Origin of the sequence: Hyphomonas sp. UBA3195 (assembly GCF_002366485.1) — a bacterium.
In the GTDB taxonomy this organism is placed as follows: domain Bacteria; phylum Pseudomonadota; class Alphaproteobacteria; order Caulobacterales; family Hyphomonadaceae; genus Hyphomonas.
This window is the reverse complement of the sequence record NZ_DEXB01000045.1, coordinates 49504-62734: the sequence shown is the minus strand read 5'-3', so window position 1 is coordinate 62734 and position 13231 is coordinate 49504. Positions and strand designations below refer to the sequence as shown.

Here is a 13231-nt window from a genome sequence, read left to right as displayed (position 1 = left end):
CTTAGTCTCCCTTCTTCTTGTACATGGCGAGCATACGCTGGGTGACGAGGAAGCCGCCGAAGATGTTTACGCTGGCAAGGATCACGGCGACCGTGCCGAGAATCTTGGAGACCCAATTGTCGGAGGTGAGCCCCATCGTGGCGGCTGCGACGAGCGCACCAACGATGATCACGGACGAAATGGCATTCGTCACAGCCATCAAAGGTGTGTGCAGGGCCGGGGTGACCGACCAGACGACATAGTAGCCAACGAAGCAGGCCAGCGCGAAGATGGCAGCGAGGAAGACGGTCGAGTCGATGCCACCGGCATCTGCGAAGGCGGGCAGCGCAAAGCTGGCCGCAGAAAGCGTCAGGAGTGCGCGCTTCATGATTGGATCCTTTCGTTCACCGTCTCGCCATTGCGCGTGAGCAGCATGGCGGTGACGATTTCGTCATCGGTGTCGAGATTGAGGCTGCCATCCTCGGCTGTGACCAGCGGCAGGAAGGCGAGGAGGTTCTTGGCAAACAGGGACGAGGCGTCTGCGGGCAGGCGCGCGGGCAGGTTCGAAAACCCGGCCACTTTCACACCGTTCACGTCCACGATCTCATCAGGTTTGGAGAGCGGGCAGTTGCCGCCCTGGCTAACCGCCATGTCGACAATGACCGAGCCCGGCTTCATCGTTTTCACCATCTCCTCGGTGACGAGGACCGGCGCGGCGCGGCCGGGAATCAGGGCGGTCGTGATCACAATGTCCTGCTTGGTGATGTGGCTGGCCGTCAGTTCGGCCTGCTTGGCCTGGTATTCCGGCGACATCTGCTTGGCATAACCGCCAGCGGTCTCAGCCGCCTTGAACTCTTCATCCTCGACCGCGATGAATTTCGCACCGAGCGAAGCGACCTGTTCCTTGGCAGCGGGACGCACATCGGTTGCGGTGACGACCGCGCCGAGGCGGCGCGCCGTGGCAATGGCCTGAAGGCCAGCGACGCCTACTCCCATGATAAAGACCTTGGCCGGGGCGATCGTGCCGGCAGCGGTCATCATCATCGGCATGGCGCGGCCGTAGATCTGCGCACCTTCAATGACTGAGCGATAGCCGGAAAGGTTTGATTGGGACGACAGGGCGTCCATGCTTTGTGCGCGCGTGATGCGGGGGGTGAATTCCATGGAAAGAGCCGCGATCTTTTTCCCATTGAGCGGCGTCGCATCCAGGTTGCTGGGGTCCATCAAGGCGATGAGCGCGACGCCGTCGGGCAGGGCGCTAAATTCGCCGTCTTCCGGTGCGCGCACCTTGAAGACAATGTCGGCCCCCTTGGTTGCCGCGGCCGCGTCTGGTGCAAGGGTGGCCCCCGCCTCAGAAAAGCTGTCGTCAGGAAAGCCTGCGACAGTGCCCGCTCCGGACTCAATTGTTACCGAGTGGCCGGAGGCCACCAACTTCTTGACGGTTTCTGGTGTAGCCGCCACACGGGTCTCACCAGCTCGTCGCTCCCTCAGAACAGATATTTTCATATCGCTGGGATAGAGGAAAAATATTGCGGCGCGCAACACGAATTTTCTAATTGGAGGGCATGAGATTGTTCAGTTTAACTAATAAGACGGCATTGGTCACGGGAGCATCAAGCGGTTTGGGCCAGCATTTCGCCCATGTTCTGGCCGATGCCGGGGCCTATGTCGTGCTCGCGGCGCGCCGCCTGGACCGATTGGAAGAAGTTGCAGAAAGCATTGAGAAGCGCGGTGGAAAGGCGCTGCCTGTACAGATGGACGTCACTTCCGACGATAGCGTGACGGGAGCGTTTGCAGAGATTCGCGAAGCGCTTGGTCGTCCGTGCGATGTTCTCGTCAACAATTCCGGTATGTCGCGTGAGGGGTGGTTCTGGGACATGCCCGAAAAGGATTGGGACACTGTCATCGAGACCAATCTCACCGGTGTCTGGCGAGTTGCCAAATACGCTACCAAGGCCATGATCGATGCGGGCTGTGGCGGCGCGATCATAAATATTGCGTCAATTACGGCGCTCAGGCCGTCAAACATGATCTCTGCCTATTCAGCGTCGAAAGCTGCGGTGGATCATCTGACTCGCACGATGGCACTTGAGGCATCTCGGCATGGGATCCGCGTTAACGCGATTGCGCCTGGATACTTCAAGACAGCAATAAATGATGAGTTCCTCGAATCGGAAGCGGGTCAGAGAATGGCAAAGCGCGTCCCGATGCGTCGGTTCGGAAACTATGACGAATTGTCTGGTCCGCTTCTGCTGTTGGCGTCGGAGCAGGGCGGCTACATGACGGGCGCCACACTGGTTGTGGATGGCGGTCATACGTTGACCCCGCTTTAACTCTTGAAGTTTTCCGGTCAGACGAATATAGGCGGCGCTCCCTCCCTTATCGTTGGTAAATTTCGGGTAACCCCCAAAAGGCCGAAACATGCTCAAAGAAATTTTGTCCACCGGTGTCGCCGTGATGATTTCGGGAAGCCTCGCACCGGCGACGACAGTGCGCAGCGATGGCGGCGAGTCGATATCGCAAGCGCGCGAATTCGGAGAATCCCGTCTAAAGACTTTCGTCGTTCTGGACGACCGCGGTTCTGATGGCACGTTGCGCTGCTCAAATGGCTATGAAGCGCCAGACGGTGGCGTTTTCTTCGGACCGGTTCCGGACTGACTTCAGTACATCCGATTTTGTTAGCTATCGGTTAGCTCTCATCTGGCACACTCTCTGGAAGATACCGGAGAATTCAGATGGCCCTTCCGAAAAGCAAGCCAGCGATTCAAGACGAATCTACCGCCCAGGAAGCCGCGAAATCCACAGACCTGGCGGCAGCGAATATGCAGGACGCCAGCCTATCTGAGCCGCGTTATCCGCCCACGCTATCTCCTGCGCGTCGTTTGCAGAGCCTGCTCGAAGCCGAAATGCGTGGGACACGGGCACCCTCCGTCAAACGGTCCATGGCCACAGTGCTCGTTTTGTCACTCGCGTGCAGCGTTGGTGCGTTAAGCTTGTACAGCCTTGGCTGGATTTAGACTTACGGCCATTTTATTGCTCTGAGTTAACGCGATTTAAGTCCAAGTCTGCTTAGAAACCCGCATAGGTGGCCTTTCGCGGTCCCGATGTTGAATTCCAAGGAGCTTCCTGTTCATGCGCGTTAGAAAAGCTGTTCTTCCTGTGGCCGGATTTGGCACGCGAGTCCTGCCCGCGACGAAGGCTATCCCGAAAGAAATGCTGCCCGTCGTCGACCGGCCGGCCATTCAATATGTCGTTGATGAAGCGCTGGAAGCTGGAATTGAGCACATCGTTTTCGTGACCGGGCGCAACAAGGGTTCGATCGAAGACTATTTTGACATCCCTTACGAGCTTGAAGTCGCGCTCGAAGCCAAGGGCAAGAAGGCCATTCTGGAACAGGTCAAGCAGACCACTTTGCCAGCGGGTTCCGCCAGCTTTGTGCGCCAGCAATCGCCTCTGGGACTTGGCCATGCCGTCTGGTGTGCGCGAGATATCGTCGGCAACGAGCCGTTCGCCGTGTTGCTGCCGGATGTTCTGGTCAAGGGCAGCCCCTCCTGTCTCGCGCAGATGGTGGAAGCCTATGACAAGGTCGGTGGGAATATCGTTGCCGTAGACCAGGTGCCGATGGATCGCGTGTCATCTTATGGCGTCATTGCGCCGAAAGGGAGTGATCGCGACGGACGCCTGATCGAGATGACGGGCATGGTGGAGAAACCCCGCGTCGCCGACGCGCCATCGAACCTCAAGATCACGGGTCGTTATATTCTCCAGCCCGAAGTGTTTGGCCTGCTCGAAAGCCAGGGCAAGGGCGCCGGCGGCGAGATCCAGCTGACGGACGCCATGGCGCGCCTGATGGAAGTCCAGTCCTTCTATGCCTACGAGTATGAAGGGCAGGATTATGATTGTGGCTCGAAGCTTGGCTATTTCGAAGCTGTTCTGGGTTATGCGCTTGCCAATGAAGAGATAGGCGAAGACGCCAAGGCACTTGCCAAGGCAATGCTCGACAAACTCTAGTCGATCCTATTGCATTGCAGGGCATGCCGGTTCGGTTTAGGTCACCGGCATGACTGCTGCTGACGCGCTACCGGATTTCGAAGATGTGCTTGCCGCCGCTGAACGTGTGCGGGGTGTTGCGCGTGAGACGCCGATACTGACACATGAGGCGCTGGACGCCCTGGCTGGCGGATCGCTGTTCGTCAAGGCTGAATGCCTACAGGTGACCGGCAGCTTCAAGATCCGCGGCGCGATGAATCGCCTGTCACAAATCCCGGCGGCGCAACGCGCAGCGGGTGTGGTGGCTTTTTCCTCTGGCAATCATGCGCAGGGCGTTGCGCGGGCCGCGCGTTTGCTGGGTATGCCCGCGATAATTGTCATGCCATCTGATGCGCCCCGGATAAAGGTGGCAGGCGTCGAGGCAGATGGCGGCGTGGTTCACTTCTATGACCGGGAGACCGAAAGTCGTGAGGAGATCGCGACCCGGATCGCCGAAGACCGCGGCGCGGTCGTCGTGCCGAGTTTTGACGACAAAGACATCGTGGCCGGGCAAGGCACCGCGGGGCTCGAATTTGCGCACCAGATGGAAGCATTCGGTGCGCCATTGGACCATCTGATCTGTTGTGCTGGCGGCGGCGGGCTGATCACGGGCGTGGCGATCGCGATGGCCGAACTGTCGCCGCAAACAAGTATTTGGACGGCTGAGCCAGAAGCACATGATGATTGGGCGCAGTCGCTAGCAGCGGGCGAACTGCGCAGCAATCTGCCCGGAACGCGGTCGATCTGCGATGCCATTCTGACGCCCATGCCCGGCCAGATCACCTTTGCCCTCGGCAAGCGCTTGTTGAGTGGTGGGCTGGGCGTGTCGGATGACGAGGTGCGTGAGGCGATGCGCTTGGCCTTCCGATACTTGAAGGTCGTTGCCGAACCGGGCGGGGCAGCCGCGCTGGCGGCCGCAGTGCAGGGCTTGCCATCCGAGATGCACGGACAGCGGGTCGGCGTGCTTATCACGGGCGGGAACGTCGACGCAGACATGTTCTCCACTGTCTTGAGAGGCTAAATCGGCCTAGCAGATTAACATGCGTGTGCTGAATTTTAAGAACTGGCCGCGAAACAGTTGCGGCATGGTTAATGCGCGGTTCTGTTCGTGATTTAGATTTCCCTACAAGTCTTCAAGAGACCTTATCGCCTGAAGATTAATCATGAATGCTGATGATTGCGTATTTTGCGCGGGAGAGGGCATTCAGAATGAAACTCGCACCCCTGATCAGTCTTGGTCTTTCTGCGGTACTGGGAATCGCAGCTGTGTTTCTTGGCCGCTATTACATGACGTCAAATTCCAATGACGCGACAGCCCAGATTGCCGCACCTGCGGTCCAGATGTCGTCTGTTCTCGTTGCATCTGCGGCGATCGAAGCAGGTGAGGAGGTCTCGGCCAGCAATGTGAAAGCCATCAAATGGCCAAGTGACTCTGTTCCTGAGGGCGTTCTGGCCTCGACGGAGGAACTGTCGGAAATCCTTTATGCACGTGGCCTGATCCTGCCTGGCGAACCAATCATGCTGGAAAAGCTCGACGCGGCCGGAAACCTGCTTACCCTGGCATCTGCTATCGAGCCCGGCATGCGTGCCGTGGCCATCACGGTACGGAGTGATACTGGAGTTGCTGGATTCGTCCTGCCCGGTGACCGGGTCGATGTGAACGAGTTCATCCAGCGCGAACCTGGCCAGTCTGCAAACTCGTTTGGCAGCGATGCCGTACGGGTCACATCAGACCTGATAGCGCGGCCTGTGCTCAAGCGAGTGAAAGTGCTGGCGGTCGATCAGACATTTGAATCGAATCTTGAGGGCGCACGTCCCTCCAGCACGGTAACGCTGGAAGTGACGCCAGAAGGTGCACTCCGCTTGGGTGCGGTCAGCATGCAAGGCGCGCTGGGACTGGCATTGATCGGACGCGAAGAAGACGCTGATGTCATCACGCTGGTAAAGGCGGAGCCTAAAAAGGTCCCTATTGTTCGTCGTGCTGCGCCCAAGCGCGCAACGACTGCGACCGTGCGCATCATAAATGGGGATCGTGAAACAAGTGTGACCGCGCCTGTCGCGCAGCCGAAGCCGCTGACCGAGGAGGCGAACTGATGCCTAAACTGACTTATATCCTGCTTTTCCTGGTTGTTGGCATCGTCGCAATTGCGCCGGCGCATGCCTGGACCGAGCGCACGACCGGCCCTGATGCCAAGGTGCTCGTGCTCGAAAAGGGACGCTCGACCGTCATCGAGTCCGATCAGGGATTTTCGACGCTCGTCGTCGCCGACCCTGATATCGCCGAAGCGATGGCAACCTCCAACCGGTCCTTCTTCCTGCGTGGCAAAGTGCCCGGCTCAACCACCGTGCTCATTTACAATGCAGAGGGCGAGATCTCTGAACTGATTGATGTCGAAGTTGAGCTGAGCCTTGATGAACTGCGCGCCGATTTGGGGAATCTCCTGCCAGGCGAACGTATTGAAGTATACCCCGTGCATGATGGCGTGTTCCTGGATGGCAAGCTGACCACGGCTGCAGCTGCGGAGATGGCGGTGCAAGTGGCCGAGCGCTATGTTCCGGGTGGTGTGGCCAATGGATTGTCTGTTGGCCAGAGTCAGCAAGTCCTGCTGGAGGTGCGTTTTCTCGAAGCCAGCCGTAGTGCGGTGAAGGAAATCGGATTTGGAAACTCCATGGATGGGCGCGACGCGGTTGCGTTCACGGAGCCATCGACCGTGTCCGGACTGGCCGCCAAGACGGTTGCCCTGTTCACCAATGTCGGTGGAGAGAATATTGATGTCGAACTGCGCGCCCTTGAAGAGAAGGGAATCGTGCGTACGCTGGCTGAGCCCAATCTGGTGGCCCTGTCAGGCGACACGGCGAGCTTCCTGGCCGGGGGCGAGTTCCCCATTCCGGTCTCGAGCGAGAATGGCCAAGTATCGGTCGAGTTCAAGAAGTTTGGGGTGAGCCTCGATTTCACGCCGACCGTATTGGGTGGTGGGCTTGTGAACTTGCGGGTGCGTCCGGAAGTGTCCCAGCTTGACCGGAACAATGGTATCCGAGCGCAGGACATCGAGATCCCCGGTATTTCCGTCCGTCGCGCCGATACAACGGTAGAGCTACATGACGGACAGGCCTTTGCCATCGCGGGCCTGTTGCAGAATGATTATTCCAATGATGTTCGGCAGACACCGTGGCTTGGAAATGTGCCGGTATTGGGCGCCTTGTTCTCTTCCAAGCGCTACCAGCGTCAGGAAAGCGAATTGGTGATCATCATCATTCCGCGTCTGGTTCAACCTACTCCACACCCTTCCATGCTTCGGACTCCGCTCGACGCATTTGCTGAACCGACGGAAGAAGAATTCTTCCTCATGAACCAAACCACTCATGCGCCGCTGGTCGGCGAAGGAGACTGAACATGACTTTCAAGCGCCGTATTATGAGTGCCATGATGGTGAGCGTGTTCCTCGTCGGATGTGCAAGCTATGACAATCAGGACAAATTTCTGCTGGGTGAAGCCAATGCCAGCAACATACGTGAGCAATCGGTTCGTGACGTCAATCTGAGCAACTCCAAGGCCGTCGAGTCCACGTCTGGCCTGCGTGCAGCCAATGCCGTGAAGGCCCTCAATGAAGGCAAAACCAAAGACTTGCGGGATTCCTCGGTCAGCGCGTCGGGAGGCAGCTGATGTCAGGCGCAGCGCGAAAACTATCTGATGGAGCCCATCCGGCATCCGCTCCGGCGATGATCCCTGCGATCGCCGCATTGGCGGGGCCTGAACGGCTGATGCAGCTCAAGTCGATCTGCCGGAATGTTATTGACCTTTCTTCAATGGACCCTGCGAACATTGTCGAAAAGTTCGGTGGTGCACTGATCCTGTTGGAACAAGGACAAACAGGCGCGGAACAGGTTGTGCTGGGGCTGGCGGTGGAAAAACCGGACAGTGCCGTCTTGATGGTGTCAGACAATCTGCCAGTTCACATCGTTAGAGCCTTAATGAAAATTGAGGCGTCGGACATCCTTCCGGTCAGCGCCGGTGCGGACGAAATCCTGGAGTCCGTGGAACGCATCCGCGCCGCTGCAGAAGCCGCAGAGAGTGGCGGTGACGGACCAGCGTCCGCCGTATGCTGGGCGTTCCGGGGCGCTGTCGGTGGTGCGGGTGTCTCAACTCTGGCTATTGAGAGCGCGTTTGCCATCTGTGAGAAAGTCGGACCCGGCAAGGTATGCCTTGTTGATCTGAATGTGTCTGACGGCATGGTCAGTTCGTTTCTGGAAGCAGTGCCAAAGCTCGACCTTGCAGCCTTGTCCGCTGCGCCGGAGCGCCTTGATGCGCGCTTGCTGGCCGCATGGTGCTGGCAACACGAGGATGGTGTTTCGACAATTTCGGCGCCGCGCAATCCGGACGCAGATGCATTGGCCACGGAAGCGGCGATCCTCAGATTGCTGGACGTTGCCTGCGCCGAGTTCCCATTTGTTCTGGTGGACATGCCTCGCCACATGATGCCGTGGACCAAGCCCATACTGGGCGCGGTTGATGAGGCGATCATTATCAGTGAGCTGACCGTGCCAAGCCTGCACGCTGCTGCGGATATGGCGCGCGAAGTTGATATGCTGCGTGGGCCCGATCGCAAGGCCAAGCTCGTACTGAACCGTATGTTCCCGAAAAAGAAGTTCCGTGCCGAGTTTGCCGTCGACAAGGCCGAAAAGGCCATCGACCGTCAGATTGATGCAACGATCACGTCGGACTGGGATGCTGCCCGCACGGCGGTAAATCTCGGAAAGCCGATTGGTGACGTGAAACCGAAAAGCGCGCTCGTCGCAGATGTCTCGACATTGGTCGACAAGATGATGCCCGACGCCGCGAGGCAGCCCGTTCAACAAGTTTCCGGTAAGAGGAAAGCGAAATGAGCCGTTTTGGATTTTCGAACGCCGCCGCCAAGCCTGAACCGGTCAACGCGCCTGAAGTGGCTGAGCCAACTGCGCCGAAGCCCGCGCCGCCCGCTCCTGCCGACACCAAGGCTTTTGACCAGCTCGATGCCAAATTGCGTATCCATGCCAAGCTGATCGACGAACTGGATTTGTCCGTTCTCGACAAGCTGGATGATGAAACCATGCGGCGTCGTGTGCGGGGGATCGTTTCGGAGATCATCAAGAAGGAAGAGATGGCGCTCTCGGCCACAGAAGAGGCAAGCTTTGCCGATGCTGTGATGGACGAGATGACGGGGCTTGGGCCCATCGAGCCGCTACTGAAGGACGATTCGATTGCCGACATCCTGATCAATGGTTTTGACCAGGTCTATGTCGAGCGGCACGGCAAGCTCCAACTGGCACCGGTCCGGTTTGCGGACAATGACCATTTGCTTCGCATTGTGCAGCGGATTGTGGCGGCTGTGGGCCGACGTGTCGATGAGAGCCAGCCCTTGGTTGATGCACGCCTTCTGGATGGCAGCCGTGTCAATGCCGCTGTCTTGCCAATTGCCATTGATGGGCCGCTTGTCTCCATCCGGAAATTCTCCAAATCGCCACTGACAATGGAGAAGTTGGTTGGCTTTGGCGCAATTCCTGAGCCTGTTGCAAAGTTCATCCTCGGGGCGGTGAAATGCCGGGCCTCTACCGTTATCTCCGGGGGCACCGGGTCGGGGAAGACAACCCTGCTCAACGCGCTATCAGCCGCTATCAATGAAGATGAACGCCTCATCACGATTGAGGACGCTGCCGAACTCCAGCTGCAACAGCCTCATGTTGCGCGCATGGAAACCCGCCCGCCCAATATTGAAGGCAAGGGCGAAATCCGTCAGCGCGAACTGGTGAAGAACGCGCTGCGCATGCGGCCTGACCGCGTGATCCTGGGCGAGGTTCGCTCAGAAGAAGCGTTCGACATGCTGCAAGCCATGAATACGGGCCACGAAGGCTCTATGGCGACGATCCACGCTAACAATCCGCGCGATGCACTGACCCGTCTGGAGCAGATGGTGATGATGGGTGGTATGAAAATATCCGAGACGGCGATCCGTGGACAGATTGCTTCGGCCGTCAATTTTATCGTCCAGGCCACGCGCCTGTCAGATGGCTCGCGAAAAGTCGTATCAATCTCCGAAGTGACGGGCATGGAAGGCTCAGTCGTTCAATTGCAGGAAATCTTTCGCTTTGAACGCACTGGCACAACCGATGAGGGCAAGGTCGAGGGGCACTTCGCCGCGACCGGTCTACGTCCGAAATTCCTCGATGAGATGGAACGTCGCGGCGTTCCCATGCCGGAAGGCATGTTTGACCCCTCTACGCGATTCTAGGAGACGAGCTTCTTGTCGTGGATGCCTGACATCACCAATATCAGCCTGACTGTCCTGATCCCTGTGATCATGGCGATCGGCGCGGTATTTCTGGCGATCCAGTCGGTTATGGGGCTGGTGACGGAAGCCCAAACCCGCCGCGTGGTCAACAAGCGTCTTCAGTTCAAGGAACGGTTTGAAACGACGAGTGAAGCCATGGTCGAGCTGCGCAAAAGTCGTGGCCTCGACAAGAATGGCAATCTTGCCATGCCGTTGCGCTGGTTCAATCAGCTGGTGGTCAGGTCTGGCCTGAAGTTTCAGCCATTGCGTTGGTTCGGTATGTCAGCCGGGGCAGGTCTGGTCGCGGGGCTAGCCTATTGGCGTTTTGTTGGCGGGCCCGGACCGGCTGCCGGTATTGCCGCGCTCATTCTTGTGCTCGGACCCATCGTCTGGCTCAAAATGGTTGCTGGTCGGCGCATGAAGAAAATGTCGGAACAATTGCCCGACGCACTCCAGATTGTCTGCCGCAGTTTGGAGGCCGGGCATCCGGTTGCGACAGCCGTGTCGTTGGTGGCCCGCGAGATGCCTGACCCGATTGGAACAGAGTTCGGCATGGCGGCGGATGAAGTGTCATACGGCATGTCGCTGACCAATGCGGTACAGCGCATGGCCGAGCGGGCGGGCGACCCGGACGTCGAGCTGTTCGTCGCCACGGTACGCCTGCAGGAAAAGACTGGTGGCAACCTTTGCGAACTCCTGAAAGCGAACACGACAACCATCCGTGAGCGTCAGACCATGCGTCTGAAAGTGAAGGCAGCTTCGTCAGAGGGCCGGGCCTCGGCGATGATCCTTACCTCGGCACCCTTCATCGTGATGTCTGGCATCCACGTGCTGCGCCCGGAATTTTACGGCGAAGTGATCGATGAGCCGCTAGTGCGGGTGGTGTTCCCGATCCTGTTTGTATGGATGGCGATTGGCAATTTTGTCATGCGCAAGATGATCAATTTCAAGATGTAGGCCCCAAGCAAACCCATGCCCTTCTCCGCATCTGCTCTTCTGCCCATCATTATGCTGGCCATTGCCGGCTTCCTCGCCGTGCCTGCGATTATGGCCTTCGTGAGAAGCTGGAAGGCCAAGGAAGATCTTGAGCGTCGGTTGGAGCGACGCGAGTCACGTCCTGCGGTGCAGGAAGAGAGCCGGAACGATACACGGATAGGTCGGGCGGTCATCGGGCTTGCCAATCGCGCGACCCCTTCGAACGAGGACGCGGTCAGCGAGGTGCGCGCCAAATTGCTGCTCGCGGGGTTTACTAACCCGTCGGCGGTGGGGCGATATTACATAGCCAGAATTGCTTGCGTCGTGTTGCCTCAGCTCGCTCTGCTGGTGGCTTTGCCTCATCTCGGTGGCTTTTCGAAGCAACACCTGATCATGCTCAGCATTGGCCTGATCATTGCGGGCTTGCTCGCGCCTGACATGCTCGTTTCGCGCCGTACCAAAGCGCGCCAGCAGCAATGCTCGGCTGGCTTTCCCGACATGATGGACCTGATGGTTGCCTGTGTAGAAGCCGGTCTAAGTCTTGATGCCTCGGTTCAGAGGGTCGGCGAAGAGTTGGAATTGCGGCATCCGATCATTGCCGGGCACATGAAAAAGCTGTCGCTGGAGCTACGCGCGGGCAAGGCGCGCAAGAATGCCTGGCGCGCTTTTGCTGATCGCATGAGCATCGAAGAAGCGAGTTCTCTGGCCACGATGCTCCGTCAGGCAGAGGAAATGGGCACCAGTCTGGGCCAGACTTTGCGAGTTTTCTCGGCAGATATGCGCAAGCGTCGCATCCTGATGGCGGAGGAAAAGGCCATGGCGCTGCCGGCAAAGCTGACTTTGCCATTGATTATATTCGTTTTTCCCGTCCTGCTCGGCGTTTTGATCCTGCCGGCCGTGGTAAAGGTGCAAGGCGCACTTTAGTGAATTCCCGGCTAGGCGAGTCAGCCCGTCATTGCTAACTTGCGCACCATGACAACGACCTATCTTGAATTCGAAAAGCCCATTGCGGAGCTGGACGCGAAGATCTCCGAACTGGAAGCGCTTGCTTCCAGCAAGGAAGGTCCATCGATCACCGACGAGCTGAAAAAGCTGAAGGCCAAATCGAGCAAGCAGCTGAAGGACATGTATTCCGATCTCAGCGCATGGCGGAAGACTCTTGTGGCCCGCCATCCAGACCGGCCGCATTTGTCTGACTTCATCGAGAACATCTTCGACGATTTCGAGGAACTCGCGGGCGACCGTGTGTTTGGGAATGATGAAGCCATTATGGGCGGACTGGCACGCTTCAAGGGGCGTCCCGTGGTCATTATCGGCCATGAGAAGGGCCGTACGATCGAGAAGCGCCTGAAGCACAATTTCGGCATGGCCCACCCTGAAGGCTATCGCAAGGCGGTGCGCTTGATGGACATGGCCGAGAAGTTCAATTTGCCTGTCCTGAGCTTTCCGGACACGTCGGGGGCATATCCCGGCAAGGGCGGCGAAGAGCGTGGGCAGGCTGAAGCCATTGCGCGCGGCACACAGCGCGGCCTGTCACTGGGCGTGCCGTTCGTCACGCTGATCATCGGCGAGGGCATGTCGGGCGGCGCGATCGGTATCGCGGCGGCCAACAAGGTCCTGATGATGGAGCACGCCATCTATTCGGTGATCTCTCCGGAAGGCTGCGCTTCGATCCTTTATCGCGACGCTGCCAAGGCGAAGGATGCGGCTGACGCCATGAAAATCACAGCGCCGGACCTGTTGAAAACCAAAGTCATCGACGGTGTCGTCAAGGAGCCAGTCGGCGGCGCACATCGTGACCCGAAACGGGCGATGGCTGCTGCAGCAAAAGCGCTTGATGAGGCCTTGCAGGAACTGGAAGGCCTGAGCCCGTCCGAACTGCGCACCCAGCGCAAGGAGCGTTTCTACGCCATCGGTCGCGAAGGGTTGTAGCGCCGTGAGGC

At 58.4% G+C, this 13231-nt stretch carries 15 protein-coding genes; 13 read left to right on the top strand and 2 right to left on the bottom strand.

What is annotated here, in order from left to right:
- Position 1 precedes the first annotated feature (1 nt).
- Positions 2 to 367, bottom strand: a complete 366-nt coding sequence (locus B2344_RS13480) for a proton-translocating transhydrogenase family protein (protein WP_206993008.1) — start codon at positions 365 to 367, stop codon at positions 2 to 4.
- Positions 364 to 1485, bottom strand: a complete 1122-nt coding sequence (locus B2344_RS13475; protein ID WP_290479155.1) for a Re/Si-specific NAD(P)(+) transhydrogenase subunit alpha — start codon at positions 1483 to 1485, stop codon at positions 364 to 366. The genes B2344_RS13480 and B2344_RS13475 overlap by 4 nt, the downstream gene beginning before the upstream one ends.
- A gap of 59 nt (positions 1486 to 1544) precedes the next feature.
- Here B2344_RS13475 and B2344_RS13470 point away from each other — a divergent pair, with 59 nt between their 5' ends.
- The 13 genes from B2344_RS13470 to B2344_RS13410 all read left to right on the top strand — a co-directional run bounded on the left by B2344_RS13470 (position 1545) and on the right by B2344_RS13410 (position 13220).
- The gene (locus B2344_RS13470) at positions 1545 to 2312 is read left to right on the top strand and encodes an SDR family NAD(P)-dependent oxidoreductase (protein WP_206993010.1); all 768 of its coding nucleotides are present in this window, start codon (positions 1545 to 1547) and stop codon (positions 2310 to 2312) included.
- Positions 2313 to 2400: 88 nt separating this feature from the next.
- Positions 2401 to 2637 carry a hypothetical protein gene (locus tag B2344_RS13465; RefSeq protein ID WP_206993011.1) on the top strand — a complete coding sequence of 79 codons (237 nt, stop codon included), beginning with the start codon at positions 2401 to 2403 and terminating at the stop codon, positions 2635 to 2637.
- Positions 2638 to 2714: 77 nt separating this feature from the next.
- Positions 2715 to 2996 carry a hypothetical protein gene (locus tag B2344_RS13460; RefSeq protein WP_206993012.1) on the top strand — a complete coding sequence of 94 codons (282 nt, stop codon included), beginning with the start codon at positions 2715 to 2717 and terminating at the stop codon, positions 2994 to 2996.
- A 115-nt stretch (positions 2997 to 3111) separates the two neighbouring features.
- Positions 3112 to 3990, top strand: a complete 879-nt coding sequence (galU, locus tag B2344_RS13455; protein WP_290485389.1) for a UTP--glucose-1-phosphate uridylyltransferase GalU — start codon at positions 3112 to 3114, stop codon at positions 3988 to 3990.
- A gap of 49 nt (positions 3991 to 4039) precedes the next feature.
- Complete coding sequence (locus tag B2344_RS13450) at positions 4040 to 5029, top strand: threonine ammonia-lyase (RefSeq protein ID WP_290485388.1); 990 nt, start codon at positions 4040 to 4042, stop codon at positions 5027 to 5029.
- A 188-nt stretch (positions 5030 to 5217) separates the two neighbouring features.
- Positions 5218 to 6102: a Flp pilus assembly protein CpaB gene (gene cpaB / locus B2344_RS13445; RefSeq protein WP_206993015.1), complete on the top strand. Its 885-nt coding sequence runs from the start codon at positions 5218 to 5220 to the stop codon at positions 6100 to 6102.
- Complete coding sequence (locus B2344_RS13440; protein ID WP_206993016.1) at positions 6102 to 7400, top strand: type II and III secretion system protein family protein; 1299 nt, start codon at positions 6102 to 6104, stop codon at positions 7398 to 7400. Before cpaB ends, B2344_RS13440 begins: the two co-directional genes overlap by 1 nt.
- A 2-nt stretch (positions 7401 to 7402) precedes the next feature.
- Positions 7403 to 7672 carry a hypothetical protein gene (locus B2344_RS13435; protein WP_206993017.1) on the top strand — a complete coding sequence of 90 codons (270 nt, stop codon included), beginning with the start codon at positions 7403 to 7405 and terminating at the stop codon, positions 7670 to 7672.
- Complete coding sequence (locus B2344_RS13430) at positions 7672 to 8892, top strand: AAA family ATPase (protein WP_290485387.1); 1221 nt, start codon at positions 7672 to 7674, stop codon at positions 8890 to 8892. The genes B2344_RS13435 and B2344_RS13430 overlap by 1 nt, the downstream gene beginning before the upstream one ends.
- Complete coding sequence (locus B2344_RS13425; RefSeq protein ID WP_290479149.1) at positions 8889 to 10274, top strand: CpaF family protein; 1386 nt, start codon at positions 8889 to 8891, stop codon at positions 10272 to 10274. The genes B2344_RS13430 and B2344_RS13425 overlap by 4 nt, the downstream gene beginning before the upstream one ends.
- 21 nt (positions 10275 to 10295) lie before the next feature.
- The gene (locus B2344_RS13420; RefSeq protein WP_290482994.1) at positions 10296 to 11270 is read left to right on the top strand and encodes a type II secretion system F family protein; all 975 of its coding nucleotides are present in this window, start codon (positions 10296 to 10298) and stop codon (positions 11268 to 11270) included.
- Between the two features lie 15 nt (positions 11271 to 11285).
- Positions 11286 to 12212 (top strand): type II secretion system F family protein, encoded by a 927-nt coding sequence (locus B2344_RS13415; RefSeq protein WP_206993020.1) that lies wholly within the window; start codon positions 11286 to 11288, stop codon positions 12210 to 12212.
- 48 nt (positions 12213 to 12260) lie between these two features.
- Positions 12261 to 13220 carry an acetyl-CoA carboxylase carboxyltransferase subunit alpha gene (locus B2344_RS13410; protein WP_206993021.1) on the top strand — a complete coding sequence of 320 codons (960 nt, stop codon included), beginning with the start codon at positions 12261 to 12263 and terminating at the stop codon, positions 13218 to 13220.
- The last annotated feature ends 11 nt before the right edge of the window (positions 13221 to 13231 follow it).

Coding starts and splice junctions, on each gene's coding strand:
- B2344_RS13480 (WP_206993008.1), bottom strand. CDS start 367: ATGAAGCGCGCACTCCTGACGCTTTCTGCGGCCAGCTTTGCGCTGCCC.
- B2344_RS13475 (WP_290479155.1), bottom strand. CDS start 1,485: ATGAAAATATCTGTTCTGAGGGAGCGACGAGCTGGTGAGACCCGTGTG.
- B2344_RS13470 (WP_206993010.1), top strand. CDS start 1,545: ATGAGATTGTTCAGTTTAACTAATAAGACGGCATTGGTCACGGGAGCA.
- B2344_RS13465 (WP_206993011.1), top strand. CDS start 2,401: ATGCTCAAAGAAATTTTGTCCACCGGTGTCGCCGTGATGATTTCGGGA.
- B2344_RS13460 (WP_206993012.1), top strand. CDS start 2,715: ATGGCCCTTCCGAAAAGCAAGCCAGCGATTCAAGACGAATCTACCGCC.
- galU (WP_290485389.1), top strand. CDS start 3,112: ATGCGCGTTAGAAAAGCTGTTCTTCCTGTGGCCGGATTTGGCACGCGA.
- B2344_RS13450 (WP_290485388.1), top strand. CDS start 4,040: ATGACTGCTGCTGACGCGCTACCGGATTTCGAAGATGTGCTTGCCGCC.
- cpaB (WP_206993015.1), top strand. CDS start 5,218: ATGAAACTCGCACCCCTGATCAGTCTTGGTCTTTCTGCGGTACTGGGA.
- B2344_RS13440 (WP_206993016.1), top strand. CDS start 6,102: ATGCCTAAACTGACTTATATCCTGCTTTTCCTGGTTGTTGGCATCGTC.
- B2344_RS13435 (WP_206993017.1), top strand. CDS start 7,403: ATGACTTTCAAGCGCCGTATTATGAGTGCCATGATGGTGAGCGTGTTC.
- B2344_RS13430 (WP_290485387.1), top strand. CDS start 7,672: ATGTCAGGCGCAGCGCGAAAACTATCTGATGGAGCCCATCCGGCATCC.
- B2344_RS13425 (WP_290479149.1), top strand. CDS start 8,889: ATGAGCCGTTTTGGATTTTCGAACGCCGCCGCCAAGCCTGAACCGGTC.
- B2344_RS13420 (WP_290482994.1), top strand. CDS start 10,296: ATGCCTGACATCACCAATATCAGCCTGACTGTCCTGATCCCTGTGATC.
- B2344_RS13415 (WP_206993020.1), top strand. CDS start 11,286: ATGCCCTTCTCCGCATCTGCTCTTCTGCCCATCATTATGCTGGCCATT.
- B2344_RS13410 (WP_206993021.1), top strand. CDS start 12,261: ATGACAACGACCTATCTTGAATTCGAAAAGCCCATTGCGGAGCTGGAC.